Below are 25,180 nucleotides of genomic sequence, written 5' to 3'. Positions count from 1 at the left end.
GACGCGATCAGCCACCGCCCCCTCGGCGTACCCCGGACTCGCGCACGATCAGTTCCGGCCGCAGCGGTTCGCTCTGCCGCGGCTCGTCCATGGATGGTTGTTGCTCCTGCACAGCGGCATCGGTGCCCAGTTGCGTCAACAGCAGACGCGCCGCCCGGGCACCGAGCTCGGCGATATTGACCCGCATGGTCGTGAGCGTCGGGTGGACATAGCGTGCAAGCGGGATATCGTCGAACCCCGCCACCGCGATGTCGTCGGGCACCTTGAGGCCCGCCTGCACGAACGAAAACAAACAGCCCAGCGCCATCATGTCGTTGGCCGCGAACACCGCATCGGGGCGCTGTGGCGCGGCCAGCAAGGCCTGGCCGGCGCGATGGCCGGAGGCCTCGTCGAACTGGCCCGGCAGCACCCATTCGCTTGCATCGGGCAACAGCCGCGCAAGCGCTTCGCGATAACCGCGCAGGCGTTCGTGGGCATCGAAATTGTCTTCCGGGCCGGCGATGAAGGCGATGCGGCGATGACCGCAATCGACCAAGTGCTCGACCATGGCCTGGGCGCCGCCGTAATTGTCGACGCTCAGCGACAACAGGCCGGGCACGGCGCTCTGGGTGTTGATCAACACGATCGGCATGGCCGCATCGAGTTCGTCGACGATCGGCGCCTGCGCCGCGACATAGGGCGACATCACCAGCAAACCGTCGACGCGGCCGCGCATCGCGCGCAAGGCCGCCGCCTGCTCTTCCGGCCGGCCGTGATAGCTCGACACCAACAGGTGCAGGCGATGTTCGCGCGCGACCTGGTCGACGCCGCGCACCAGTTCGGAGAAGAATTCGCCGTGCAGGTCCGGCAGGACCACGCCCAAGGTGTGGGTGCGCCGGCTGCTGAGGCTGCGCGCGGCGGCGTGCGGCGTATAGCGCAGGTCCTGGGCGACCGCGAGCACGCGGCGCCTGACCTCCTCGGCCACGTTGCCATGGCCGTTCAAGGTCCGCGACACCGTCGCAACCGACACCTGCGCCGCACGGGCGACATCTTTGATCGTCACGCTCATCACGTTCCTGGACCGCCCCTCGCGGCTGGAAAGTGGCCCGACTGTAAACGTTTTCAAGAACAAGTGTAAAGCGCTTGTTATGAAAAGCGTTTAGCGGCTTCCTGCGCAGGCGCGCATGCTGCAGCGCGACATGCGCTGTGCGATTCAGCGCTCCGCTCGACCGCCATGTTTATCCGACGTGCTCAGCCGGCGCCTTCGTCCGGCGTACGCGCACTGATCGACAGCGCGTGGATGTCGGTGTTCATCAGATCGCCGAGCGCGGCATAGACCGCGCGATGACGCGCGATCGGGTTCAGGCCGACAAAGGCGCTGCTGACCACGGCGACGCGGAAATGCCCTCGCCCGTCCTGGGCGCCGGCATGGCCGACATGACGATGGCTTTCGTCCTCGACCTCCAGCGAGACCGGCGCCAGCGCGGTCTCGATCGCATGGCGGATCGCCTCGACGCGTTGCTCGCGCGGCAGCGCCATTACGGCAGCACCTTGCGGAACGGACGCACCTCGACCCGCGCGTACACGCCGGCATCGACATAGGGGTCGGCATCGGCCCAGGCACGCGCGGCCTCGAGCGACTCGAACTCGGCGACGATCAGGCTGCCGCTGAAACCGGCCGGACCCGGGTCTTCGGCATCGATCGCCGGGCACGGCCCGGCCAGCAACAAACGGCCCTGGTCGCGCAATGCGGTCAGGCGCGCCAGATGCGCGGGACGCGCCGCGCCGCGCGCGGGCAAGGAATCGGCGACGTCATAACCTTCGATCAGATACCACATGCCTGGACTTCGCCCTCGTGAGGAACGCGCACGCCGCGCGAGGCTGCATTCTCGCAGGCTCCGGGCCGGCTTGCGCGCACCCGGTCGGCTGTATTCGCATGCGGCGCACGCCCGAACGCAGCGGCGTGCCGGCCTTGCGCCGATGAAGCGGCCCGCGCCGGCAGACGCGGGCCATTGGCGGTGACGCCACCATCGGCCGCGGCGGTCACGCCACCATCGGCCGCGCCGCTTGCTGCTGTTGCTGCTGCGTCGCCTGCGGGCCCTGCTGCGCCGCTTGCGGCACGTCCTGCTGCAGGCGCTGGCTCGACTGCTCGACCGGCTGGTTCGCCGCGATCGCCTTGTCGGCGTAAGCGCGGTGGTGGGTCGGGTCGTTGAGACCGCCCTGCACCGCGAACAAGCCATTGCCGTTGGCGTTGAGCGCGACATGGTCGATCTTGGTCAGGCCGCTGACGCGGGCCTCGTAGGTCAGCGTGGCCGCGGCGTTCTCGACCTCCTGGCGATTCTTGAAACCGGCCTGCGGGCCGAGCTTCTCCAGGCCGTCGACCGCCTGACGGAACATCGCGTTGTTCGGGTGCGTCGCATCCGACAGCAAGGGTGCACGCGCCGGGTCGGCGGTGCGCGCATGGCTGTGCCCGTCGTGGGCCTGCGCCTGCGCCGGCTCGGCCTTCTTCAAGGCCTCCAGCGTACGCGGGCCGGCGATGCCGTCGACCTTGAGGTGATGATCGCGCTGGAACGCCTCGACCGCTTCCTTGGTGTGCTGGCCGAACTTGCCGTCCGGCACGATCGCATGGCCCTGCGCGTCCTTATAGCCGAGCTTGGCCAACTGCTCCTGCATCGCCTTGACCTCGGGGCCGCGCTCGTCCTTGCGCAGCACGCCGTCGGCCATCGCCGCGGCCTGGGTGGTCGAGCCGGGGCCGCCGGGCGTGTGCACGGCGCGGCCGTTGCCGGAGACGTTGCTCACTTGCGCCGGGCCGGTCAGGTTGTCCGAATGCGGCGGACGGCGATCGGTGCTGATCGCGCCGCTGTCGATGTCGCGCACGTAACGCTCCATCTGCGGCAGGTAGCCGGTGTTGATGTCGACGTGGACGTGCTTGCCGAAGGCGTTCGGATCGCCTTTGTTGAAACCGCCCTGGATGCCGAGCGGCTGGCCGTATTCGACGCGGTCGCCGACCTTCAGCTCGGTGTTGCGCAGATCCATGTGCCGGTACTGCGCGATCATCTCGCGGTTGGGGTCGTTGGCCGGGCGGTCGTAGATCTGGACGATGCCGTCGCGCGGGTCGACCCGGCCGATGTAGCCGTTGGCGACCGCGGGCACGGCCACGGCGCTGGAGCCGCCGGCCTGCAGCACGAAGTCCTTGGAAACGTAGTGGTCGCCGTCGCGCGAGACGGTCGGCGTGCCGGCGTAGTTGCCGAGCAGTTCCTCGCGCTCGCCGTTGACGGTGCCGTAGACGCGGCCGCGCTCGTTGCCGCGGGTGGGATGGTGGCGCTCGAGGTCTTCGTAATCGTGGACGTGCTGTACGCCGCGACCGACCGATTCGACGATCGAATACTTGGGCATCGTACTTCTCCTTGTCGATGGGTTATCCGGACGGCCGCCCCCGCTCGCGGGAGAGGCCGGGGTTCAACGCAGCTGTTGAGTCAGCTGCCAGCACCCTTGCTTGAACTCGAACACATACGCTTCGGGCTTGCCGAGGGTCTTGACCACGTCCTCGTCGGGCGAGAACTCGGCCTTGACGAAGTCGACCCGCATGCGGTCGCCGCTCAGGGTCCGGTCGATCTTGACCCGGTCGAGCTGGCCGGCCTGCTTGCCGGGCTCGTCGTACGACCACTGGTTGTCGACCAGGGCGATCTTGAACGGCCCGGCCTGCTGCGGCGTCTGCGACTCCAGCAGCTTGCCCGGGTCCTTGAGGTCGCGGATCTCGATCTTCGGCGCGGAATAGGCGGAGCGTACGTTCGCCTGGTAGACGAATTGCTCGAAGAACGAGGCGAAGCCTTCTTCGCTCTTCACGCAGGCCTCGGCCGGCAACTGCACCGCCGCGCTGGCGGGGGCCGAAGGCGTGGCCTCGGCCGGCGCCGGCTGGATGGCTGCGGGCTCGGCCGGGGCGGGCCCGGCAGAAGCCGGAGTCGCGGCCGGATCGGCCGTATTGGCCTTGCCGGCCTCCGGCGCGGGCGCGTTGCAGCCCGCCAGAGCCAACACCAGGGCGGCGGCGACGGTCCTTGCTTGGTTCATTGCGATTCCCCAGTCCATTAGTTGTGCCTGCCCAGTCTAATTAGCTGTACGGCCGGGCGACAGGCCCTGCACAGGCCGCCGCGGCGATCGGCAAACCCGGGCGCCGTCGCGCCCGCGACCCCGGGCGGCCCGGAGCCGGCCGGCCGACACCGCTCCCCGACCCGGCCGGCGTTCATGCCGGCGCTGGACACTGCCCGCCCCAGCCCTTACCCTAACTGTCAATTGCCCGAGGCCGGATGCAGCGGCCCGTCGCGACAGGACTCAAGCCGTCGCCACGTCAGCACCCGTACTTCCCCGCACATCATCGGTGCGCCAGTACGCCAGTGCACAGCTGCAGACCACCGGCTCACGCCCGCAACCCCCTTCGTCTCAGCCGCCACGCCTTGTCGTGACGCGCAGGCCGGGGCCGTTCGGGCCTAAAGCACACGCCTTTATAGAGTGGTCCGTAGCACCCGCAGGGAAGCTCGATCCCGGTCCTTGCACGACCTGGCGCGGCTCTCGATGCGGTCATGCGCCGCAAGCATCGTCGTAACTGCAGTGCCCACGGCCCGGAGGGGCCGGTTTCGAATGAGCAACGAACCCGCGCCCGTCGCGACCGAATCCAGCCCAGCCCCGACGACGCCTCAGCAGCAGGAAATGCCGCTGGCGATGGTCCACGGCCAGCCGGTGCTGCAGATTCCGCAGGATCTCTACATCCCGCCGGACGCGCTCGAAGTCATCCTGGACGCGTTCGAAGGCCCGCTCGACCTGCTGCTGTACCTGATCCGCCGTCAGAACCTGGAGATTCTCGACATCCCGGTCGCCGAGATCACCCGGCAATACGTGACTTATATCCAGGCCATGCACGAAATGCGTTTCGAGCTGGCCGCCGAATACCTGGTGATGGCCGCGATCCTGGCCGAGATCAAGTCGCGCATGCTGCTGCCGCGCTCGGCCAACGAGGAAGGGATCGAAGAAGACCCGCGCGCCGAGCTGGTCCGCCGCCTGCAGGAGTACGAGCGCTTCAAGAAGGCGGCCGAGGACATCGACACCCTGCCCCGCCAGGACCGCGACACCAGCCCGGCGCAGGCCTACGTGCCGGACCGGGCTTCGGTCAAACTGCCGCCGCCGGTCGATCTGCGCGAGATGTTGCTGGCCCTGCACGACGTGTTCAAGCGTGCCGAGCTGTACACCCAGCACGCGATCAAACGCGATGCATTGAGCGTCCGCCAGCGCATGGGCGAACTGCTGACCCGCATGTCCGATGGCGTGTTCCATCGTTTCGAATCGCTGTTCACGGTCGAAGAAGGCCGGCTCGGCATAGTGGTAACGTTCCTGGGCCTGCTGACCCTGGCCAAGGAACAGTTGATCGAGATCGTCCAGGAGCAGCCCGAAGAGGGCCGCCCGCCGGCGCCGATCTACGTCAAGTCGCTGGCGCTCATGAAGGACCCCGACGAGATCGAACTCAGCAGCGAGTTCGACGATGCCGCCAACGATGACCGGGCTTCGTGACTTGGCTGTCGTGACTCGGCTCTCGCCGTCGTTCCGCCTCGCCGGGGCGGATTCGATCGGGACGGACTTGATCCCGGCAGGGGCCGGATCCGCCTCGCCCGAACGTTCCTGCACTTCAGCCTCCGGATTCCGCGAACGCGGCCGTGATGGCCCGGACACGCAGCTCCCGCCTCGCCCGCTTCCGCTATAGCTAGATCGGCCGCCAACCGGCCGACCACCGACCCAGGCACCGATTCCGCACAGGCTCCAGGGCCGATCGCCAACGCAACGATTCAGACGCATTCCATGGACCAACTCCTCGTCACCCGCATCGTCGAAGCCGCCTTGCTCGCGGCCAACCAGCCGCTCACGCTGGCGCAGCTGCATGCCCTGTTCCCCGAGGACCAGCCGGCTCCGGCCGACAGCGTCGAGACCGCGCTGGAGACCCTGCGCGAGGGCTGCGCCGAGCGCGGCGTGGAGTTGGTCGAACTGGCCTCGGGCTTCCGCTTCCAGGTCCAGGCCGACGTCCACGCCTGGGTCGCGCGCCTGTGGACCGAGCGCCAGACCCGCTACACCCGCGCCACCCTCGAGACCCTGGCGCTGATCGCCTACCGCCAGCCGATCACCCGCGGCGAGATCGAACAGGTCCGCGGCGTCGCGGTCAGCAGCAACATCATCAAGGCCCTGGAAGAACGCGAGTGGATCCGCGTGGTCGGCCACCGCGACGTGCCCGGCAAGCCGGCCCTGTTCGGCACCACCAAGGCCTTCCTCGATTACTTCGGCCTCAAGCGCCTGGACGAACTGCCGCCGCTGTCGGAGCTCAAGGACATCGGCGAGCTCGAACCGCAGTTGCCGCTCGACGGCGAAGCGATCGCCGCCGGCGGCATCGGCACCGGCCACGACGACGAGACCGGCCTCGATCAAACCAGCCTCGACCAGGCCAGCAACGATGCCGAAGCCGGCGAGGACGACGGCGACTCGGTCGCCGGTTCCAGCGCATCCACCGGGTCCACCGAATCGGGCGACCCGAGCGACGGCGCCGGCGACAGCGTCGACGACGACGAAGCCCACACCGAATCCGACGACGCCGGCGCCGACACCAGCGCCGACGCCGACAGCGATACCGATAGCGACACCGATACCCACACCGATACAACCGTCCTTTCGGACGACCCCGAAGCCGCGCCGGGCGAGCGCGCGGCGGACGCGAACGATCACGAGCAAGACCAACACGCCGTCGAGACGACGACCGTTCCGGAATTTGAGGCCGAGTCCGAAGACGACCGGCCGGAGCAACAGAAATGACTGAAGAAAACCGCCGCAAGCTCTCACTGAAGCGCGGCAGCGATGCCGGCGCCACCGCCGAGGCGCCGCGTCTGGAAGAACGCCTGCACAAGGTCCTCGCGCAAGCGGGCCTGGGCTCGCGCCGCGCGCTCGAACAGCGCATCGCCGACGGCCTGGTCAAGGTCAACGGCGAGACCGCCCAAGTCGGCATGAGCATCAAGGGCGGCGACAAGATCGAACTCGACGGCCGCAGCTTCATCGCCAGCGCCCTGACCGAGCCCTCGCGCGTGCTGATGTACAACAAGCCCGAAGGCGAAGTGACCACGCGCGAAGACCCCGAAGGCCGTCCGACCATCTTCGATTCCCTGCCCGCGCTGAAGGGCGCGCGCTGGATCGCGATCGGCCGCCTCGACATCAACACCACCGGTCTGCTGCTGCTGACCACCGACGGCGAACTCGCCAACGCGCTCATGCATCCCTCCTTCGAGGTCGAGCGCGAGTACGTTTGCCGCGTGCGCGCACCGGAAGGCCAGGAGCAGGTTCCCGACAATCTCGTCGATCGCCTCGCCCGCGGCGTCGCCCTCGAGGACGGCCCGGCCAAGTTCGACGAGATCGAACGCATCGGCGGCAGCGATTCGCACGACTGGTTCCGCGTCGTGGTCAAGGAAGGCCGCAACCGCGAAGTGCGCCGTTTGTGGGAATCGCAGGGCTGCCAGGTCAGCCGCCTTAAGCGCATCCGTTACGGCACCGTGTCGTTGCCGCGCGAACTGCTGCGCGGCCACTCGCAGGAGCTGGTCGGCGACAAGGTCGACGCCCTGCGCGGCGACCTCGGCCTGGAAGACGGCACGCCTTCGGCGCTGACCCTGCAGCCGGTGATCGGCCAGCGCAAGGCCGCCAAGTCGACCGTGCACCTGTCCGGCGAGCGCTCGCACGGCTACGTCGGCGGCCACAACACCGCCGACGAAGGCCGCGAGCTGCGCCGCTTCGACCACGTTCGCGAAGACCGCGGCGGTCGCGGCCGCGGCGGTCCGCGCAAGCACGGTGGCCTGACGGTCAGCGGCGAAGCCGCGGCCAACCAGTCGCACAAGCCGTTCAAGCAGCGCAAGGAAAAGGGTCCCAAGCCCCTGCCCGACGGCAATCCGGCTGCGTTCCGTACCTGGTATGTGCCCGATGGCGTCGAGACCGGCCCGAGCGGTCACCGCAATCCCGACGGCCAGGGCCGTAAGCCCTACGCCGGCAAGCCGGGCGGCGCACGCGGTCCCGGCGCGGGTGCCGGTGCAGGCGCCGGTCGCGGTCGTCCGCACAGCGGCGGCCCCGGTGGCGGCGGCTTCGGCGGCGAACGCAACGGCAACACGCCCTACGGCGGCGAGCGCCGCAGCGGCGGCGGCCAGGGTCAAGGCCAAGGTCAGGGCCAGCGCGCTCCGCGTCCCTACGGTCACCCCGGTAATGCGCCGAGCTTCCCGTCCGACCACGCCAACCCCGGCAGCTTCAATCCTTACGGCGGCGAACGTCCGCGCAGCAATGCGCGTCCGGCCGGCGGCAAGCCCGGTCCGGGCGCCCGCCCCGGTGCCGGCCCGCGTCCCGGCGGCAATGCCCGTCCGGGCGGCGCGCCCCGTCCCGGCGGCGCACCGCGTCCCGGTGGCGCAGCCCGCCCGAGCGGTCCGCGTCCGGGCGGCCCGCGTGGCGGTGGCCGCCCCGGCGGCGGCCGCGGTCCGCGCGGCGGCGTCTGAATCCAGACGTCAGCAACGCTGAAGCAAGACACGACAAAGGGCGCTTCGGCGCCCTTTGTTTTTATGCGCGCCAGACACTGCGCCGCGCACCCGTCGAAACCCAACCACTTCAAGAATAGGAGCGGCGTCCCATGCGGATTTCATGCGGTCACAAGCCGCGACCGCGCGACGCCCTCTTGAGCCGCAACCACATCGCCCCACCCAACCGTTTCAAGAGCAGGAGCGGCATCCCACGCGGATTTCCTGCGGTCACGAGCCGCGACCACGCGGCGACCACTTGCGCCACAACGACTTCGCTCGCGATTGCGCCGCCGCTAATTCTTTAATCCCGATACTCGCCTCCGATCCGGGCGCCTGTCCGCGCAATCGAATATGCGTTCGCAGCAAATCGCTCCTTCGCACTGCGAGTCGTACGCACCAGCGAATGTACTCTCGCCGATTCAGATAGCACATTAAATCGACGCGCCTGCTTGCCATTGCCGCTGAAAACAAGCGCAAACGCGTCCGTACCGCCACATCCATCACGCTATCGGCGTCATCGAAAGCCGAGTACGAAACCTGTGCGCCATGCGAGGTTTCGTTTCGCGTCCTCGCCGAAAACTCTGCAACGAAACCCTGGAAAACAAGGAACTTTCGTTTCCGACGCGCTTGTTGACGCGTCCCCGCGGCTCATGCTCAATCGCCGAATTCGCGGCATCGGTTACGAGCAGCAAGCATTCGCCGGAGCGCGAATCGACGACCGCAACGAGCGCTGTCGTAGCCGCGGTCACCCTCTCCTGCCTCACCGGCCGAGCCGAGATCGAACCCGAACCCGTCCCTGCCAATCCATCGAATCCGAGCCACCCACCAGACACGCCGCCTCCATCGCGGCCTAGACCCGATGCGTCCATGAGCAAGCCGAGATCTCGCCATGGGCAGTCCGCAACCCGTCGTCGATAGGAGTCCGTATGCGCTTCGCGAAGATCGTCCTGCTACTGCTTTGTCTGACCTTGCACGGCACCGCCGCAGCCGTCGTCGCCGGCGGCATGGTCGCGATAGACCGCACCTGGCCGAGTAAGCCCGGCGGTTACCTGGATATGGACTTCAGCATCGCCATCACCCAGGAGCCCGGCTACAACGGGCGCACCTATTGGGCGCATCAGTTCGCACTCAAGAACGGCGACGGCGGCTACGTCGGCCTGCAACAACGCAGCAATGCCGACAAGGCGCTGAATTTCTCGATCTGGCAGGCCACCGGCTGGGTCGCCGAAAACGGCACCCTGTGCAGCCATTTCTCCCACGAAGGCAGCGGCGTGCAGTGCTGGGTCGCTTACCCTTGGGTGCAGGGCAAGAAGTACAAGATCCGCATCGTGAGCGAAGTTGCCGGCAGTTGGAGCGCCTACATCACCGATGTCGCGACCGGCGCGCGCCGCAAGGTCGCCAGCATCCAAGTGCCGCAGACCTGGGGCGGCCTCAACGAGAAGACCGTAGAGTTCCTGGAGAACTTCGCCCAGGGCGCCGATCAACTGGAAAGCTGCGCGGCCGCGCCGGCGACCAGTGCGGTGTTCTTCCGCCCCAGCGCCGAGAACGGCGCGGTCGCGCCATCGACCAGCACCAGCAAGACCTACGGCAACTGCGAATCGATCGCCCGCGCCTCCTGCACCGCGGAGCAGGACTGCATCGCCGCCGACAACAAGTTCGGCACGATCGGTTCGCCCAAGGTGCTGCTCAACACCTACAGCGGCTATTGCCTGGACACCCTCGCCGGCGGCACCCAAGCCGGATTGTGGAGCTGCGCGAACAACAACAACCAGTTGATCGAACGCGACGACGGCTTCCGCATGATGATGCGCAGCCGCAGCCAGTGCCTGCAGGCGGAAAGCGACGGCAGCGTCCGGCTCGCGGCATGCGGCAACGGTTCGGCGCAACGCTGGATGCCGATGCCGGGCTCGGATGGGCTGTACAACGTCGCCAGCGGCACCTGCCTGGACCCGCTCAACAATGCCGCCCAGGGCGCTTATCTGCGTGTCTATACCTGCCTCGGCAATGGCTATCAGAAGTGGCGCTTGAATCCCTGATCCCCTGCCCGCCCGAACCAGGGCTCGTTTCCTGAGTGCCGCCGCCCGGATGCGACGGCTTCATCGAAGCCCGCACACCACGCCGTCATCGCCTGCGATGGCGGCGTTTTCGTTTTCGAACCCGCAGGCTTGCCGGAGACCTCGACCTGCGCAGGTCTCGTGCATGCGCCGTGCGCCCGGGGTTCCGCGAAGCCCGCAGCCCAAGCCGAAAGGTGGCACCATCCCGGCTATGCCCCGCGCCGATCGCCGGCGCGCTCACACCCCGACGCAGGACGACACGCCGCAACGCTGACGCCATCCGCTTCCGCCCCGTTCTGCACCGAGAAACACCGATGCGAAACACCCGCCAACGCCGCGAACGGATCCTGCAGATGCTGGTCAAGCACGGCAGCGTGCACGTCGCGCATCTGGCCGAATCGATGGGCGTGTCCACGGTGACGATCCGCGCCGATCTGGCCCAGATCGAGTCGCAGGGCCTGGCCAAGCGCAACCATGGCGGCGCCACCCTGGTGCGCACGCCGCCGCTGGAACAGGACATCCATCAGAAAGACAGCCTCAACAGCAGCTTGAAGGAATCCATAGGCGCCCGCGCGGCGCAGCTGATCCGGGCCGGCGACAACGTCATCATCGATTCCGGCACCACCACCATGACCCTGGCGCGCCATCTGCGCCACGCCGAGGGCGTCACGGTGATGACCAACGGCCTCAATATCGCCTGGGAACTGGCCAACGCGCCGGGTGTCGAGGTGATGTTGACCGGCGGTCTGTTGCGCAAGCAGTCGCTGTCGTTCCAGGGCGCGCAGGCCGAGGCCAGCCTCGCCAGCTACAGCTTCGATGCGCTGTTCCTCGGTGTCGACGGCCTCGACCTGCAGTTCGGCCTGAGCACGCATCACGAAGGCGAAGCCAGCCTCAACCATCGCATGGTCGAACGCGCGCGCAAGGTGATCGTGCTGACCGACGCGTCCAAGTTCGGCCGCGTCGGCCTGCACCGCATCGCCCAGCTGGAATGCGTGCATACCATCATCACCGACTCCAGCATCAGCCCGGAATACAGCCAGGGGCTGTTGCGTCTCGGCATCGAGCTGATCGTCGTCGACTGAGGCCGGCGACGCGCAGTCTTACAGCCCCAGTTCGCTGAGCCCCGGGTGATCGTCGGGACGCCGTCCCTGCGGCCAATGAAACTTGCGTTCGCTCGCCGCGATCGGCCGGTCGTTGATGCTCGCCAGGCGCACCGCCATCAGGCCGTCGTCGCCGAACTCCCAGTTCTCGTTGCCGTAGCTGCGGAACCATTGCCCGGAATCGTCGCGCCACTCGTAAGCGAAGCGCACGGCGATGCGAGCGCCGTCGAAAGCCCATAGTTCCTTGATCAGGCGGTAGTCGAGTTCGCGGGTCCATTTGCGTTCGAGCAAGGCCACCGCGGCTTCGCGGCCGTCGACGAACTCGGCGCGGTTGCGCCAACGGGTATCGAGCGAATAAGCCAGGCCGATTCTGGCCGGATCGCACGAGTTCCAGGCGTCTTCGGCCAGGCGGATCTTTTCGATGGCGCTGTCGCGGGTGAACGGCGGCAAGGGCGGACGGGTATGCATGAGGGCGGCTCCTGAGCGCATGTAGACGAATTAGTCTACTTGGATAAAAATCGCTGTAGACAGATCGGTCTACACGGCAAAATTACTCCATGTAGACCGATCTGTCTACACGATTGGCGCCGGTAGACGAATCGGTCTACCATCGCGCCATGAACCGCAAAGCCGCTTCGCCTGCCCAGCCGGTGCCCGCCCGCGAGCGGATCCTGCACACCGCCCACGATCTGTTCTACCTCGAAGGTATCCGCGCCACCGGCATCGACCGGGTGATCGCCGAGTCCGGCGTCACCAAGGTCACGCTGTACCGGCATTTCCCCAGCAAGAACGCCCTGATCCTGGCGTTCCTGCACTACCGCCACGAGCGCTGGATGACCTGGTTCGATGCGGCCTTGCAGCGCCACGGCGCCGCGCCCGGACACGGCGCCGAGGCGCTGGTGCCGGCCCTGGCGGAATGGTTCTCCCATCCGCATTTCCGCGGCTGCGCCTTCATCAATGCCGTGGCCGAGATCGGCCCCGCGCTGCCCGAAGCGGTCGAATGCTCGCGCCAGCACAAGCGCGAACTCGCCGAACGCATCGCCGCGCTGCTGCCGGCGTCGGCCGAACGCGATGCACGCGCCGCGGCGATCGCTCAGGCCTTCGACGGTGCGATCGTGCGCGCTGCCGCCGATCCCGCCGCTGCGCAGGACGCCCTGAACGGCCTCGCGCTGACCATCGACGCCTTGTCGGCCGCGAATCGCTGAGCGAAACGCCGAGCAGAACGCGCCCCGCGTCACGCGTCGTGCGTGAACCCCGTTGCAGGCTCGACACACTTCACACAGACCCCATACGGGCTTCGTCGAGCCTGCCCAGACTGCACCGGTCTCCCCACGAGAAACCGGAATGAACCTCGACCCCCAAGCCTACGACTGCGACCTGGTCGTCGTCGGCGCCAGCTTCGCCGGCGCCGCCTGCGCCCTGGCCGCCGCGCGCGCCGGTCTGCGCGTGGTGGTGCTCGAACGCAAGCGCGACCCCGGCGAGAAATTGCGCACCACCGGCATCGTGGTCAAGGAAGCCGCCGAACAGACCTGGTTGAGCCGCGCGCCGGCCGGTTGCCTGCACCGCGTCGAACGCGTGCGCCTGTATTCGCCGCGCCTGCGCAGCATGGCCTTGAGTGCACCGGGTTATTACTTCCTGACCACCGACACGCCGAGGCTGATGCGCTGGCTGACCCAGGAGCTGGTCCGCCACGGCGTCGAGTTGCGCCTCGGCACCTCCTTCACCCAGGCCGAGCGCGAGGACGACGGCTGGCGTATCGAAGGCGTGGGCCGCACCCGTTTCCTGGTCGGCGCCGACGGCGCCAAGTCGCGCGTCGCCGAGCGCACCGGCCTGGGCCAGACGCGCGAGTTCCTGTACGGCATCGAGTACGAGTTCCCCGGTGCCGCCCTGCCCGAGTCCGGCGCCCTGCACTGCTTCGTCAGCAAGCGCTACGCGCCCGGCTACATCGGCTGGGTGGCGCAGAACCCGACCGGCGTCCAGGCCGGCCTGGCGGTGCGCCACGACCCCGAGCGCGCGCGCGTGCCCGACATCGACGGCTTCCTGCAGCGGGTGCGCTCGGTGGTCGGCCTCGATGCCGAGGTGCAGCCCGCCGCGACCCGCGCCGGCCTGATTCCCTGCGGCGGACCGGTGTTCCCGCTCGCCCGCGACGGCGTGATGCTGACCGGCGACGCCGCCGGCATCGTCTCGCCGGTGACGGCCGGCGGCATCCACTCGGCCTGGGCGCACGGCGAAACCCTGGGCCAGGCGATTGCCCTGCACGCGCTCGGACAGGGCCCGGCGCCGGAATCGGTCGCCCGCGACAGCGCCCCGCGCTTCCGCCGCAAACGCGCGCTGCGCTGGGCCTTCGATCACTTCCAGTTCGACTGGCCGTTCGACCTGCTGCTGCATTCGGCGCCACTGCGCTGGGCCGCCGAACAGGTCTATTTCCACAAACGCGGCAGCCGCGAGCCGGACGAGGCCGCCGCATCGCGGCCTTCAGAAAGCCTGTGAACATGTGCGACGGCGCGCTCGACACCCGCGAGCCGGCGTACAGTGAACGCATGACCCTGTCTGCCCTGCCCGCTGCGCTCGCCTGTCTGTTGGCCGCCGCCTTGGCCTACGGGGACGCGATGGCTGCGTCCGCTGCGGCCGCCTTGCAGGTCGAGATCGACTCGCGCCAGCAGGACTTGGTGCTGGTCGACGGCGCCCGGCGCAAACCGCTCAAGCTCGCGCGCATCACCGATGTCGACGGCGTCGTCGAGCGGCGCGCACTGCTGGCCGACTCCGGCTACGGCCCGGCCGAACTGCGTTATCTGTTGATCGAGGTCGACACCGCCAGCCGCGCCGACCGCACGCAGGCCCATTGCGGCGCCGGCATCGAGACCGACCTGGTCTGGCTGGCGCTCGACTCCAGCTTGCAGGTGCGCAAGCACGACGCCTACCGCATCGCGTCCTGTCTGCAGTCGATCGAAGCGGGCGAGCGTGTCGTCGCCGCCGATGGCTCGCTGCGCGTGTCCTTGCTGCGTCCTGGGCGCGACGGCGAACCCGATCGCGAGGTCACCGTGCGTTACGACGCCGCCGACCCGAGCCAGGGCTTGCAGATCCACGACCGCCTGCGCTGAACGCCCGCAGTCCCTTATCCACCGAAGCGGCGTGCTCGCGCCAAAAGCAGCGACGGCCTGCCCGAACTGTTCCTGCCGCTGCCGCTGCCGTTGCTGTTGCTCTTGCTCTTGCTCTTGCCGATAAAGCTTGGCGCAGCGCCGAGCTCGCGATGCAAGCGTAGACCCAAAGGGCAGCGCACAGGACCTGCGCCCGGCTTCTGAACAAATGACCCGATAAGACAGGGACGTCTTATCGAAAAATCCCGGCGACAGCTACGACCTAGCAGGAAAGCTTCGTCAAGGAGGGCCTCCCTTCGGTCAGCTTTGACCGAAGGGAATCCAGACGGACTTTTGCGCCAGCAAAAGAAAGTAACCCGGCCGCGTCAGCAGACGGAAGCTTTAGATGTTGCCTTACCGCTCTGCGGTAAGAGGCGTCGCAACCGCCAGCTGCGCAGTCGCGGTTTACGCCGCTCCTACCCAAGAGCAACGACGGCGGCGCCGCCAACGCTCGAGATGCTCAGCGCAGTTCGAAACGGTCGCCGTCGAGCATGGCCGGGAAACGCTCGCGGTGCGCCGCCAGCTCCGCCGCCTGCAGGGTCGTGGTCACCACCACTTCCTCGTCGGTGCATTCGCTGATCGGGTGGCCGAGGAAATCGATCACCGCGCTGTCGCCGGAATAGCTCAGGCCGTTGCCGTCGCTGCCGACGCGGTTGAGCCCGGCGACGTAGCACAGGTTCTCGATCGCGCGCGCGCGCAGCAGGGTCTTCCACGGGTAGGCGCGCGCCGCCGGCCAGTTGGCGACGTACAGCAGCAGGTCGAAATCGAGCGCGCCGGGGCGCTCGACGTCGAAACGGTTGCGCGAAAACACCGGGAAACGCAGGTCGTAGCAGACCATCGGGCAGATCCGCCACCCCTTCCACTCCACCGTCAGGCGCTCGCGGCCGGCGGCGTAGCGTTCGTGTTCCTTGGCGTAACGAAACAGATGGCGCTTGTCGTAGGTTTGCAACTCGCCGTCGGGCGTGGCGAACAACAGGCGGTTGAACACGCCCTCGTCGGTGCGCAGTTGCACGCTGCCGGCGACCGCGGCGCCGAGCTTGGCCGCCTGGTCGCGGATCCAGGCGACGGTTGGCCCGTCCATGGTCTCGGCGTCGCCGATGGCGTCGTTGCTGAAGCCGCTGGTGAAGGTCTCCGGCAGCAGTACCAGATCGGTGATGCCGCGCAGCGAAGCGATCAGATGGCCGTAGTAATCGCGGTTGCCGGCCGGGTCGTGCCAGCGGGTGGCGCCTTGGACGAGCGAGATGCGAAGGTCGCGCATACGAGCTACCGAACAGGGGGTCTGCGGACATTATGCCCGCGAAGCCGCGCCGGTTGCCGGGCCGGTGCCCGGCAACGCGACGCACGACTCATCCGGCTCAGCCGGTGCCGATGTCCAGCACCGGCACCGATACCTTCGGCAACAGGCGCTGGGTGAAGAGCTTGTCCTGGTAGTACTTGATCTTGTCGCACTTCACCGGGTGCGGGATGCCTTCGTACAGGAACACCTCGCTGTCGAAGCCCATCGCCTTGAGCTCCTGCGGCAGCATCAGCGCGCGGCGCTCTTCCGACTCGCTGCGCGAGACTTCGCGGCCGCGGGTGATGTTCTCCTTGCGCACGGTGGTGTAGCCGAGCATGTCGGAGTAGTCGTTCGCGTCCTGCTGCTCGCGCGGCGCGTAGATGATCTGCAGCGCGTGGTTGGTGATGATGGTGCGCGAGATGTCCTTGCCGTAGGTCGCGTCGAGCTGCGACATGCTCTGGATGATCGGCAGCAGGCGCAGGTTGTAGCCGGCCATGTACGACACCGCCGAAGCGATGATGTCGACCTTGCCGATCGAGGTGAACTCGTCCATCAGCAACAGGCACTGATGCTTGAGCTCGGGGTTGTTCTGCGGCAGCTCGCGGGTGTTGAGGTTGATGATCTGGCTGAAGAACAGGTTCACGATCAGACGGCTTTCGGCCAGCTTGTTGGGCTGGATGCCGACGTAGATCGTCATCTTCTTCTTGCGCAGGTCGGTCAGCAGGAAATCGTCGGTATTGGTGGCCGCGTCCAGGACCGGGTTGATCCAGGGATTGAGCGGTTCCTTGAAAGTGCCGAGGATCGAGGCGAAGGTCTCGTCGGCCTGCGACAGCATGTTGGCGAACGCCGACTTGGCGTTGCTGCTGAGGAAGGGCCGCTGCGACAGGCCCTGCAGGAACGGCTTGAGCTCGGTCTTGCCGTCGCCCGAAGACAGGCGGTACACCGCGCCCAGGGTCGGGATGGTGCCGAACGGGAAGCCGACCTTCTTGGCGTCTTCCCAGGCCTCGAACAGGTACAGGGTGAAGGCCATGAAGGCGTTGCGAGCCTGGCTGACCCAGAACTTCTGGTCGTCCGAGCCGTCCGGATAGAGCATCGCGGCGATGCTCATCAGATCGGAGACGCGGAACGCCGGATCGCTGGACACATAGGTCAGCGGGTTCCAGCGATGGGTGCGGCGATCCTCGGCGAAGGGGTTGAACAGGAAGATCTCCTGCCCTTGCTCGGCGCGCCAGCCGCTGGTCAGGTCGAAGTTTTCCTGCTTGATGTCGAGCACGACCATCGAGCCCTGGTAGTTCAGCAGGTTCGGAATGACGATGCCGACGCCCTTGCCCGAACGGGTCGGCGCGGCGAGGATCACGAACTGCTGGCCGCTGAGTTGCACCAGCTGGCCGTTGAACTTGCCGACCACGATGCTGGTCGGGGTCGACTTGAACATGCCCTTGGCCGACAGGTCGCCGGAGCGCGCGAAACGCGCGTCGCCGTGCATCGACTTCTTCTTCGGCTTCAGCATCAGCACGGTCAGGATCAGATAGCCGACCATCGGCAGGCCATAGCCGATGAAGCCGCCGGCCTTGATCTTGCCCACGTAGGGCTTGTACTGCGGGACGTCCAATACCTTGAGGTAATCGAGGTAGGTGGTCCACTTCAGCGCACTGGTGTCGATCTTCATCAACATCAACGTCACGTATCCCGACAGATACGTCCCCGCGGCCAGTACGAGTACCAGTACCGCCAGGGCAAAAATCAGCTTCCCTTTCACGTCATGTTTCCTGCTTGGTTTCCCCGAACCCGCTGTCGGTCAGCGTCGCTTGCGGGCGGCCTGCAGCCTGGAAGGCTCCCCCGGAGGCGATGGCTCCATCATATCCGGCGACGAGCCTCCGCTGGAGGCTCTTTCCTGCTCGATCCAGAATTCCAGCCAGTTGCGGGCGTCGGTCAGGGTCAGTTCCTGACGCATTTTGAGCCCGGAAGAGGACATCACCGCATAGGCGTAGATGTCGTCGCTCTCGAACTGCGGGTCCGGGGTCAGGGCCACGATCTGGTAACGACCGCGGGTCAGGATGTGATGACGGTATTCGTTCATTGCAGGCCTCCGATGCCTTCGCGCGCGCTATGGCGACGCGGGCGTTTCAGTCTTTGTCTTTGAACAGGGCCCGGGCCAGCGACGGCTCGCGCTCGCCGCGGTGTTCGGCCTGACGTTCGGCCTGACGCTCGTCCTGCCGTTGCCGGTCCTGGAGTTCCTGTTCGCGATCGAGCTGGGCCAGCTGCTGGCTGCTCCGTTCCATCGATTGCGCCGCCGCCTGGGCGGTGTCGACATAGCTCATGCGCCGGCTCGGCGAATCCAGCTCGCCCTCGATCACGAAGGCGCGCGAGCCGTCCTTGCTCAGCACCACGTGGTCGGCGCTGCGCAGGCCGCCGGTGCGCGCTTCCAGGGCCAGGGCCGCGGCCAGGTTGTCGCGCTGATCGCCGGAATAGTCCTTGAGCCCCATGTCCTGCTTGTCGAGGCAGACGCGCACCTGCGAGAACAGGTCGTGATGCGGATGGCTGGGGCTGCTGAGCAGCGAGCGCTGCTCGGCGCGGCGCATGTCGTCCAGCGTCTGGGTCGTGGCTTGGCCATCGACCTTCAATTGCTGTTCCTGAGTGCTTCCGTTCATCGTTGCACCTCCGGCCGGAACCGAATCGTCATGCTCGCGCAATAGCGGAAACCCCACAAGGGCGAGGCGCCCGGGCCGGTGCGCGCAGCCCGGCCTGGTCGGAAACACTGGTATCCCAACCCCGCCGTCGCCGGCCGTGTCCGCCCGCCCGATCGCGGGCGGGCGGCAAAGCGGCAGCGACAGGCTCGATCTCCCTAGCGATCGAGCCTGCCCTGCCCGCTCCGCCCCTGCGGGCGAAGCGACGACGTCCTTGTCCGGACATCGCAGTGGTTGCAACGCAATCCCTTGCCTGCGATGTCCCCGATCCGGATCGGCGCTCTCCTCCACCAGAGTTGTGCGCCGGCCCAGGGTCAAGCCATCTGCATCCTCGGAGCTTCCTTCTGCGGCGCCTGGGCCTGCTCGCGCGTCGGTGCGTCCTGTTGCACCTGGAAGGTCGAGCGTTCGACCGGCTGCTCGGCCGCGTACTTCTTTTCCACGTGGACGCGGTTCTGGCTCGGATCGTTGAGTTCGCCCTGCACCGCGAACAGGCCGTTGCCGTTCGCGCTGCGGGTGACGTGATCGATCGCAGTCAAGCCGCTGACCTTCGCTTCATAGGTCAACGCAGCGGCAGCGCGCTCCATCTGCTCGCGATTGCCGAAGCCGCCGTTCGGCCCGAGCTTCTCCAGCCCGGCCACGGCCTGGCGGTAAATGCCGTTGTCGGGGTGCACCGGATTCGACAGCAGCGGCGCCTCGCCGGCCTTCTTCAAGGCTTCCAGCGTCTTCGGGCCGGCGATGCCGTCGTCCTTGAGACCGTGCGCATGCTGGAAAGCCTTGACCGCTTCGCGGGTGCGATCGCCGAAGTCGCCGTCGGACTTCAGCGCATGGCCGTGACCGTCGCGGTAACCGAGCTTGTTCAACTGCTCCTGCAGCAGGCGCACGTCGCGGCCGTGTTCGCCTTCGCGAATCACGCCGTCGGCAGCGGCGCCGCGGCTGGCCGGACGCGGCGTCGCTTCGCGATGCCCGGCTTCGCGATGCACGTCCTCGCGCGCCGGCGCTTCGGCGGTCTGGCCGTTCTTGGCCGGATAACGGTCCGGGGTGATCACGCCACGGTCGATGTCCTGGATATAGCGCTTGAACTGATCGGCCTCGACTTCGACGTGCGCGTGCACCGAACCGGGCGTGCCGGTGTCGGACATCGCGCCGAGCGGCTGGCCGTATTGCACGTGCGCGCCTTCCTTGAGCTTGAACGAGTGGGGGTCCATGTGCAGGACCTGACCCACCAGCTTGGCACCGGGCTGATCGTGCGGACGGTCGTAGATGCGCAGCGCGGCGGTCGGGTCGTTCGGCAGGTAGTGCACATAGCCTTCGACCGGCGCCGGAATCTGCACCCGGCCCGGGCTGTCCTGGCTGAGGATGAAGTCTTTCTTGACCAGGGTGCGGCCGTCGTTGGTGCGGCGGATTTCCTCGAACTCGCCGTCGACGCGCGCATGGTCGCGGCCGTGCTCGAAGTCGGCGTCGCGGCCGGTCTGCAGGCCGCGCGCGTTGCGGCTCGGGTGATGGATGTCGAGGTCGTCGTAGCTGTGAACGTGCTCGACGCGGCGGCCCACGCTTTCCGTAATGCGATAGCGGCTCATGAGAGTCCTTCCATTGAGTGATTGAGAGGGTGCTGAACTCGTGATCAGGGGGCGGACGGTTCCGGGTCCTCGGCGAGGAACCAGCAACCTTCCTGTTTGACGAAGCGGTACGAATTACCTTCCGACATGCCGTACTGGTAGCGGACGAAATAGGCGTCGGCCGGCTCGGCCTTGACCTCGACCGCGACCGGCTTGGGATCGACCGCGCCGGCGCTGTCGACGACATGGAAACCGTCGTCGCGATAAGCGAGGTTGAAGCCGGTGTAGTCCTTGCCCGGCACCTGTTCGGTGCGTTGCTGGGTGTCTTCGCCGACGTCGACCAGGTCGACGACCTTGACCGTCGGCAAGGTGAAACGGATTTTGGTCTGCGCATCGCGTGCGTAGGCCTTGAGGAAATCGTCGAAACCCTGCGCGGGGCACGCGGCCGCAGCCGCAGGGGCCGCCGCAGCGGGTGTCGATGGCGTCGCCGTCGCGCCGACCGCCGGCGTTGCGGGCACCGCATTCGAGCTCGCGCCTTCGAGTTCCTTGAACGGCGATTCCGACTGCGCGGCGTCGCCCGAGCTCGCGCCGCAAGCGACGAGCGCCAGGGTCAACGGGATTACCAGAAACCGGGGGAGATTCATGCCTGTCTTCCTTGTGCGTGGCGATCGGTGCATGGCGATCTTTGCGGGAGGATCTTGCGGGGGTGCTTTGCGAGGAGCGTGGAGATCGATGGCGGCAGGGCCGATGCGGGGCGCGGATCGGCCGTGCCCGCCCTCAGATCGTGTGCATCCTCGGCGGCTGTTGCTGCTGACGCGGTTCCTGGGCCTGCTGCTGCGCGGTCTGGGCCTGCTGCGGCAAGTCCTGTTGCAGCTTCTGGGTCGATTGCTCGAGCGACTGGTTCATCGCGATGTCCTTGTTGGCGAACACGCGGTGATGGGCCGGGTCGTTGAGCCCGCCCTGCACCGCGAACAGACCGTTGCCGTTCGTGCTGAGCACGACATGGTCGATCTTGTTCAGACCGCTGACCTTCGCCTCGTAGGTCAGGCTCGCCGCGGCGCGCTCGAGATCCTCGCGGCCGCGGAAGCCGGCCTGCGGCCCGAGTTTTTCCAGCCCGCCGAGCGCCTGCTGGTACATCGCGTAATGCGGGTTGTTCGGGTTCGACAACAGGTTCGACGGCTCGCCCTTCTTGAGCGCGTCGAGCGTGCGCTTGCCGGCGATACCGTCGTCCTTCAAACCCTGGTCGCGCTGGAACGCCAGCAAGGCCTCGCGGGTACGCTCGCCGAAATCGCCGTCGGCGTGCAGCGGCCGTCCCTGGGCGTCGCGATAACCGAGTTTGTTGAGGTGGTCCTGCATCGCGCGGATGTCGGCGCCACGCTCGCCCTGGCGCAGCACGCCGTCGTCGAGCGCAGGCCGGTCGGCTGTGGCCTGGCCGCCGCGCGCGCCGACCGTCTGGCGCTGATTCCAGAAGGTTTCCGGGTTGAGGTTGCGGCCCTCGCTGTCCTTCATCTGGTAATGGACGTGCTGGGCGTACTGCTCGGAACCGCGCGGGCCGCGGCCGCCCATGGTGCCGATCTCGGTGCCGGGTTCGACGCGCTGCCCCACCACCACCGACTGGCTCTGCGTATGCAGCAGCTGATGGCTGTTGCCTTCGGCATCGCGGATGCTGATGGTGCCGTAGCGCCCGCCGACGAATTCGACGGTGCCGGCGACCGGCGAATGAATCGTCGGATGGGTCAGGTTGACGCCGGCCTGGCCGCCGACGTAATTGAAGTCGGAGCCGCCGTGGGCGCCGTTGTCGCGGTGTTCGCCGTAATGGCCGGTGATGTGCGCCGAGCGTCCGTGTTGCGGCGGCAGGATCACGTTCATGGTGTCCTGGTACGACATGTCAGCTTCTCCTCATGGGCTTGGCTTGCATCGGGCGGCGCTCACAGGGAGTCGTCGCGCGTGCGGTACAAGGTCCAGCATTCGCCCTTTTTGAAGAAGAACGACATCTGGTAGTCGGTGTCCGGCTTGGCCAGCATCACTTCCTTGTCGCCGTTCAATTCGGTCTGACTGAGCACGAGTCCATCGCGCTTTTGCTGCTGCGCGCCCGGCATTACCGGGAAGCGCAAGGCAGTCGCGTCGAGCATCGTCGTGACCGGCCTGGGTTCCGGATCGGCGTTCGCATCGACCGTCTCGCTCTGCAGCGGACTTGCGGTAAAGGCCTTCTGGATGGCGACGTCCTCCATGAACGCGGCCAGGAAGGCGTCGAATTGCTGCGAAGGACAGGCCACGCCGGTCTTGCCGGCGGCAGCCGCCGCGGTCTTGGCCGGGGCCGCGGCTTTATCCGCAGGCGCCGTCGCGCCCGGGCCTCTGGAGGCGACTTCGCATCCCCCCAGCCACACCAGCATTGTCAGCAGTACTACTTTCTTGCAGTTCATCTTGCTTCCCCAAACACTACGGCCTGTCGCAGCGGGCCGACCATCGGCCCCCGTCGAGCGGCGCCTGCGCCGCTGCCACCTTCCGTGGCCCTGCTGATGCTCCTGGTCCATGCCCGGTTCCTTGCTGCCGCTTCCGTGCGGATCGAGGGCAAGGCTCCGAACCTGCCGCCTACGACTTCAGATCGGGTTTCAGTCCCACTTGGAACGTGTTGCGCCGATCGCTGTCGTCGAGACGGTAGTACTGGCCGGAAACGATCAGGCCGCCATTGCTCCAGCGCAATCCCTGCGCCCCCTCTTCGACCCAGGCCGAGACGGGATCCTTGACGCCCGGCACAGGCACGTCCGCCTGGCCTTGCACTACACCGTCGCCGAGCGCGAGCCTGACCACGCGCAACAGCGTCTGCGACGAGGCCTGTTGCGGTTGGGTGTCGGACTGCAACAACACGTACACCGAATCGGCTTCGCGCACGCAATGGGTCGCGCGGCTCTGGTAGGTCTGCCTCGGCAACTCCAGGGTGCGCGTCCACAAGGCCTTGCCGGAGGTCTCGGCGACGTAGGCCACGGGACGCTGGTTCATGCCGTCGTCGTCGACCGCCGCACCGACCACGCATTGCTTGTTGTCGCCGATCGATTCCGAGGCATAGGAAGAAAACCCCGGCGGGATATCGGTGCTCTTGGCCCGGGCGTCGCTCGGCACGCCGTCGTTCGCCGCCGAGGCCAGCGGCTGCGGCGTCGACACCGACGCGTTAGCGGCCGGATCGGCGCTGCACGCAGCCAGCGCGAGAGTAAGAGCGGATACAGCGAGCAATGCGGTGTACGGGTTCGTCGTCATGAGCCGGTCCAACAAGTCCAGTGATTGAAGCCGCGGGCGACGAACACCGCCCGGGGCGCACTACACGAGCCGGTCTGGCACGCCCGCCGTATCGGCGGCGGACGCACCAGACCCCACCGCCCCACGTTCCCGCGTCCTGCGGGAGCGAAGGGCCACTCGGTCAGGCCATCATCGGCCTGGCTTGCTGCTGACGCGCTTCCTGCGTCTGCGGTGCCTGCTGCTGCACGTCCTGCTGCAACTGCTGGCTCGACTGCTCGACCGTCTGCTGGCGCGCCTGGCGGCCGTCGACGTGCACGCGATGGTTGCCCGGATCGGCGAGTTCGCCCTGAACCGCGAACAGACCGGTGCCGTTCGCGCTCGGCACGACGTGGTCGATCTTGCTCAGGCCGCTGACCCGCGCTTCATAGGTCAGGCTGGCCGCGGCGCGCTCCATGTCCTCGCGGTTGCGGAAGCCGGCCTGCGGGCCCAGGCGCTCCACGCCTTCGAGGGCCTGGCGATACATCGCGTTGTCGCGGTTGGCCGGGTCCGACAGCAACGGCGCGCGCGCCGGATCGGCCTGCTGCGGCGTCGGCGTGGCGCGGCCTTGCTGGGTGGTCTCCTGCTGGGCGCGATCCTGCGCAGCCGGCTGAGCGCCGTCGCGGGCGCCCTGCTGCTGGTTCGGCTGCGCGTTGCGCAGCGCTTCCAGGGTCTTGCTGCCGGCGATGCCGTCATCCTTGAGGCCGTGTTCGCGCTGGAATGTCTGCAGCGCTTCCTTGGTGTGGGCGCCGAAATGGCCGTCGGGATTGATCTCGTTGCCCTGTCCGTCGCGAATGCCGAGGCGCTTGAGCTGCTCCTGCATCTGCTGCACCGCCGGGCCGCGCTCGTTGAGCTTGAGCACGCCGTCGGCCATCGCATCGCGCTGTCCCGGGGCGGCCGGCAGCGCCACTTCGCCGCGCGCCAAGCGTTCCATCACTTCCGGAGTCAGCGCGCGTTCCCACTGCTCCACCGCTTCCCGGCGTTCCTTGAGGTGGTTGTAGCCGCCGTTGATGTCGTGCGTGGCCTCGCGAACATTGGTCTGGTGACCGTTCGGCACCACCCGGCCCTGCCAGTAGTGCACGGCGATCTTGGCCGCGTTCTCGCGATCGGAAGCCAGGTCGGGGTTGCGCACCACGTCGATGCCGATCTCGCGCGCAACGCGCTCGTAGTTGTCGCGGCCGGTCAGCTGGACATAGCCGCGGCCGTGGAAACGCGCGCCGTCGCCCGGCTCGGTGTTGCCGAGGTTTTCGCGGCCCCAGGCGCCGCCGTAGATCGCATTGGCGATCGCATCGCGGCCGCCGCTGACGATCGCGTCGGCCTCGGCCTTGGTGTCCATGCCGTTGCGGCCCGGGAACACTTCGAGCAGGCGCTCGCTGCTGTAGCCCAGCCCTTCGTGCATGCTCTTGAAGCCGCCGGACTCGACCTGCATCTGGCCCATGAACCCGGCCAGTTCCTTCGGATCGCGGATGCCCGCTTCATAGGCGCGGAGCAGCAGAAAATCACGATTGCTTGGGGTCGACATAATTCCTCCTTGATGGATCTTTGATA

General features: G+C 67.4%; 24 protein-coding genes. 8 read left to right on the top strand and 16 right to left on the bottom strand.

The features are described from left to right. Window positions 1-7: 7 nt before the first annotated feature. From ACKN61_RS11680 to ACKN61_RS11660, 5 genes are all read right to left on the bottom strand, one after another. Complete coding sequence (locus tag ACKN61_RS11680) at window positions 8-1,048, bottom strand: LacI family DNA-binding transcriptional regulator (protein WP_408953579.1); 1,041 nt, start codon at window positions 1,046-1,048, stop codon at window positions 8-10. Window positions 1,049-1,230: 182 nt separating this feature from the next. Continuing rightward, a complete protein-coding gene (locus ACKN61_RS11675) occupies window positions 1,231-1,518 on the bottom strand; it encodes a BolA family protein (protein ID WP_408953578.1) in 288 nt (95 codons plus the stop codon). Further along, window positions 1,518-1,817, bottom strand: a complete 300-nt coding sequence (locus ACKN61_RS11670; RefSeq protein ID WP_031370769.1) for a YciI family protein — start codon at window positions 1,815-1,817, stop codon at window positions 1,518-1,520. Before ACKN61_RS11670 ends, ACKN61_RS11675 begins: the two co-directional genes overlap by 1 nt. 205 nt (window positions 1,818-2,022) lie before the next feature. Next, window positions 2,023-3,375 (bottom strand): XVIPCD domain-containing protein, encoded by a 1,353-nt coding sequence (locus tag ACKN61_RS11665; RefSeq protein WP_408953577.1) that lies wholly within the window; start codon window positions 3,373-3,375, stop codon window positions 2,023-2,025. A gap of 63 nt (window positions 3,376-3,438) precedes the next feature. After that, entirely contained in the window at window positions 3,439-4,047 is a 609-nt protein-coding gene (locus ACKN61_RS11660; protein WP_408953576.1) for a hypothetical protein, read from the bottom strand. 567 nt (window positions 4,048-4,614) lie between these two features. Here ACKN61_RS11660 and ACKN61_RS11655 point away from each other — a divergent pair. The 5 genes from ACKN61_RS11655 (at window position 4,615) to ACKN61_RS11635 (ending at window position 11,688) form a co-directional block, all read left to right on the top strand. Next, window positions 4,615-5,538, top strand: a complete 924-nt coding sequence (locus tag ACKN61_RS11655; protein ID WP_031370766.1) for a ScpA family protein — start codon at window positions 4,615-4,617, stop codon at window positions 5,536-5,538. Window positions 5,539-5,823: 285 nt separating this feature from the next. Next, entirely contained in the window at window positions 5,824-6,822 is a 999-nt protein-coding gene (scpB, locus tag ACKN61_RS11650) for an SMC-Scp complex subunit ScpB (protein WP_408953575.1), read from the top strand. Next, complete coding sequence (locus ACKN61_RS11645; protein WP_408953574.1) at window positions 6,819-8,531, top strand: pseudouridine synthase; 1,713 nt, start codon at window positions 6,819-6,821, stop codon at window positions 8,529-8,531. Before scpB ends, ACKN61_RS11645 begins: the two co-directional genes overlap by 4 nt. 947 nt (window positions 8,532-9,478) lie before the next feature. Continuing rightward, window positions 9,479-10,588, top strand: coding sequence for a DUF3472 domain-containing protein (locus ACKN61_RS11640; protein ID WP_408953573.1), 1,110 nt, complete (start codon window positions 9,479-9,481; stop codon window positions 10,586-10,588). Between the two features lie 332 nt (window positions 10,589-10,920). Beyond that, window positions 10,921-11,688, top strand: coding sequence for a DeoR family transcriptional regulator (locus ACKN61_RS11635; protein WP_408953572.1), 768 nt, complete (start codon window positions 10,921-10,923; stop codon window positions 11,686-11,688). Window positions 11,689-11,706: 18 nt separating this feature from the next. On the opposite strand, the gene ACKN61_RS11630 is transcribed toward ACKN61_RS11635, so the two are convergent. Next, complete coding sequence (locus ACKN61_RS11630) at window positions 11,707-12,174, bottom strand: DUF1348 family protein (RefSeq protein WP_408953571.1); 468 nt, start codon at window positions 12,172-12,174, stop codon at window positions 11,707-11,709. A gap of 149 nt (window positions 12,175-12,323) precedes the next feature. Between ACKN61_RS11630 and ACKN61_RS11625 the strand changes: the two genes are divergently transcribed. From ACKN61_RS11625 to ACKN61_RS11615, 3 genes are all read left to right on the top strand, one after another. Continuing rightward, window positions 12,324-12,911 (top strand): TetR/AcrR family transcriptional regulator, encoded by a 588-nt coding sequence (locus ACKN61_RS11625; protein ID WP_408953570.1) that lies wholly within the window; start codon window positions 12,324-12,326, stop codon window positions 12,909-12,911. A 139-nt stretch (window positions 12,912-13,050) separates the two neighbouring features. Further along, window positions 13,051-14,196, top strand: coding sequence for an NAD(P)/FAD-dependent oxidoreductase (locus ACKN61_RS11620; RefSeq protein ID WP_408953569.1), 1,146 nt, complete (start codon window positions 13,051-13,053; stop codon window positions 14,194-14,196). Window positions 14,197-14,246: 50 nt separating this feature from the next. Continuing rightward, the gene (locus ACKN61_RS11615) at window positions 14,247-14,807 is read left to right on the top strand and encodes a hypothetical protein (RefSeq protein ID WP_408953568.1); all 561 of its coding nucleotides are present in this window, start codon (window positions 14,247-14,249) and stop codon (window positions 14,805-14,807) included. A gap of 496 nt (window positions 14,808-15,303) precedes the next feature. Here ACKN61_RS11615 and ACKN61_RS11610 read toward each other — a convergent pair whose 3' ends face one another. The 10 genes from ACKN61_RS11610 to ACKN61_RS11565 form a co-directional block, all read right to left on the bottom strand. Then, window positions 15,304-16,101 (bottom strand): amidohydrolase, encoded by a 798-nt coding sequence (locus ACKN61_RS11610; RefSeq protein ID WP_408953567.1) that lies wholly within the window; start codon window positions 16,099-16,101, stop codon window positions 15,304-15,306. A 97-nt stretch (window positions 16,102-16,198) separates the two neighbouring features. Beyond that, window positions 16,199-17,878 (bottom strand): type IV secretory system conjugative DNA transfer family protein, encoded by a 1,680-nt coding sequence (locus ACKN61_RS11605; RefSeq protein ID WP_051884462.1) that lies wholly within the window; start codon window positions 17,876-17,878, stop codon window positions 16,199-16,201. 39 nt (window positions 17,879-17,917) lie between these two features. Next, window positions 17,918-18,199 (bottom strand): hypothetical protein, encoded by a 282-nt coding sequence (locus tag ACKN61_RS11600; RefSeq protein ID WP_408953566.1) that lies wholly within the window; start codon window positions 18,197-18,199, stop codon window positions 17,918-17,920. 46 nt (window positions 18,200-18,245) lie between these two features. Then, complete coding sequence (locus ACKN61_RS11595; protein WP_408953565.1) at window positions 18,246-18,770, bottom strand: XVIPCD domain-containing protein; 525 nt, start codon at window positions 18,768-18,770, stop codon at window positions 18,246-18,248. Between the two features lie 350 nt (window positions 18,771-19,120). Then, window positions 19,121-20,383: an XVIPCD domain-containing protein gene (locus tag ACKN61_RS11590; RefSeq protein WP_408953564.1), complete on the bottom strand. Its 1,263-nt coding sequence runs from the start codon at window positions 20,381-20,383 to the stop codon at window positions 19,121-19,123. A 44-nt stretch (window positions 20,384-20,427) separates the two neighbouring features. Further along, a complete protein-coding gene (locus ACKN61_RS11585; RefSeq protein ID WP_408953563.1) occupies window positions 20,428-21,006 on the bottom strand; it encodes a hypothetical protein in 579 nt (192 codons plus the stop codon). 133 nt (window positions 21,007-21,139) lie between these two features. Continuing rightward, window positions 21,140-22,249, bottom strand: a complete 1,110-nt coding sequence (locus ACKN61_RS11580; RefSeq protein WP_408953562.1) for an XVIPCD domain-containing protein — start codon at window positions 22,247-22,249, stop codon at window positions 21,140-21,142. Between the two features lie 41 nt (window positions 22,250-22,290). Beyond that, window positions 22,291-22,896 (bottom strand): hypothetical protein, encoded by a 606-nt coding sequence (locus ACKN61_RS11575; RefSeq protein ID WP_408953561.1) that lies wholly within the window; start codon window positions 22,894-22,896, stop codon window positions 22,291-22,293. A gap of 58 nt (window positions 22,897-22,954) precedes the next feature. Continuing rightward, on the bottom strand, window positions 22,955-23,617 hold the full coding sequence (locus tag ACKN61_RS11570) for a hypothetical protein (RefSeq protein ID WP_408953560.1): 663 nt from the start codon (window positions 23,615-23,617) through the stop codon (window positions 22,955-22,957). 160 nt (window positions 23,618-23,777) lie between these two features. After that, window positions 23,778-25,154: an XVIPCD domain-containing protein gene (locus ACKN61_RS11565; RefSeq protein ID WP_408953559.1), complete on the bottom strand. Its 1,377-nt coding sequence runs from the start codon at window positions 25,152-25,154 to the stop codon at window positions 23,778-23,780. Window positions 25,155-25,180: the final 26 nt, after the last annotated feature.

It is taken from the genome of Lysobacter sp. Hz25 (assembly GCF_046097045.1).
GTDB classification, from domain to species: Bacteria; Pseudomonadota; Gammaproteobacteria; order Xanthomonadales; family Xanthomonadaceae; genus Lysobacter; species Lysobacter antibioticus_B.
This window is presented reverse-complemented; position numbering and strand designations above follow the sequence as displayed.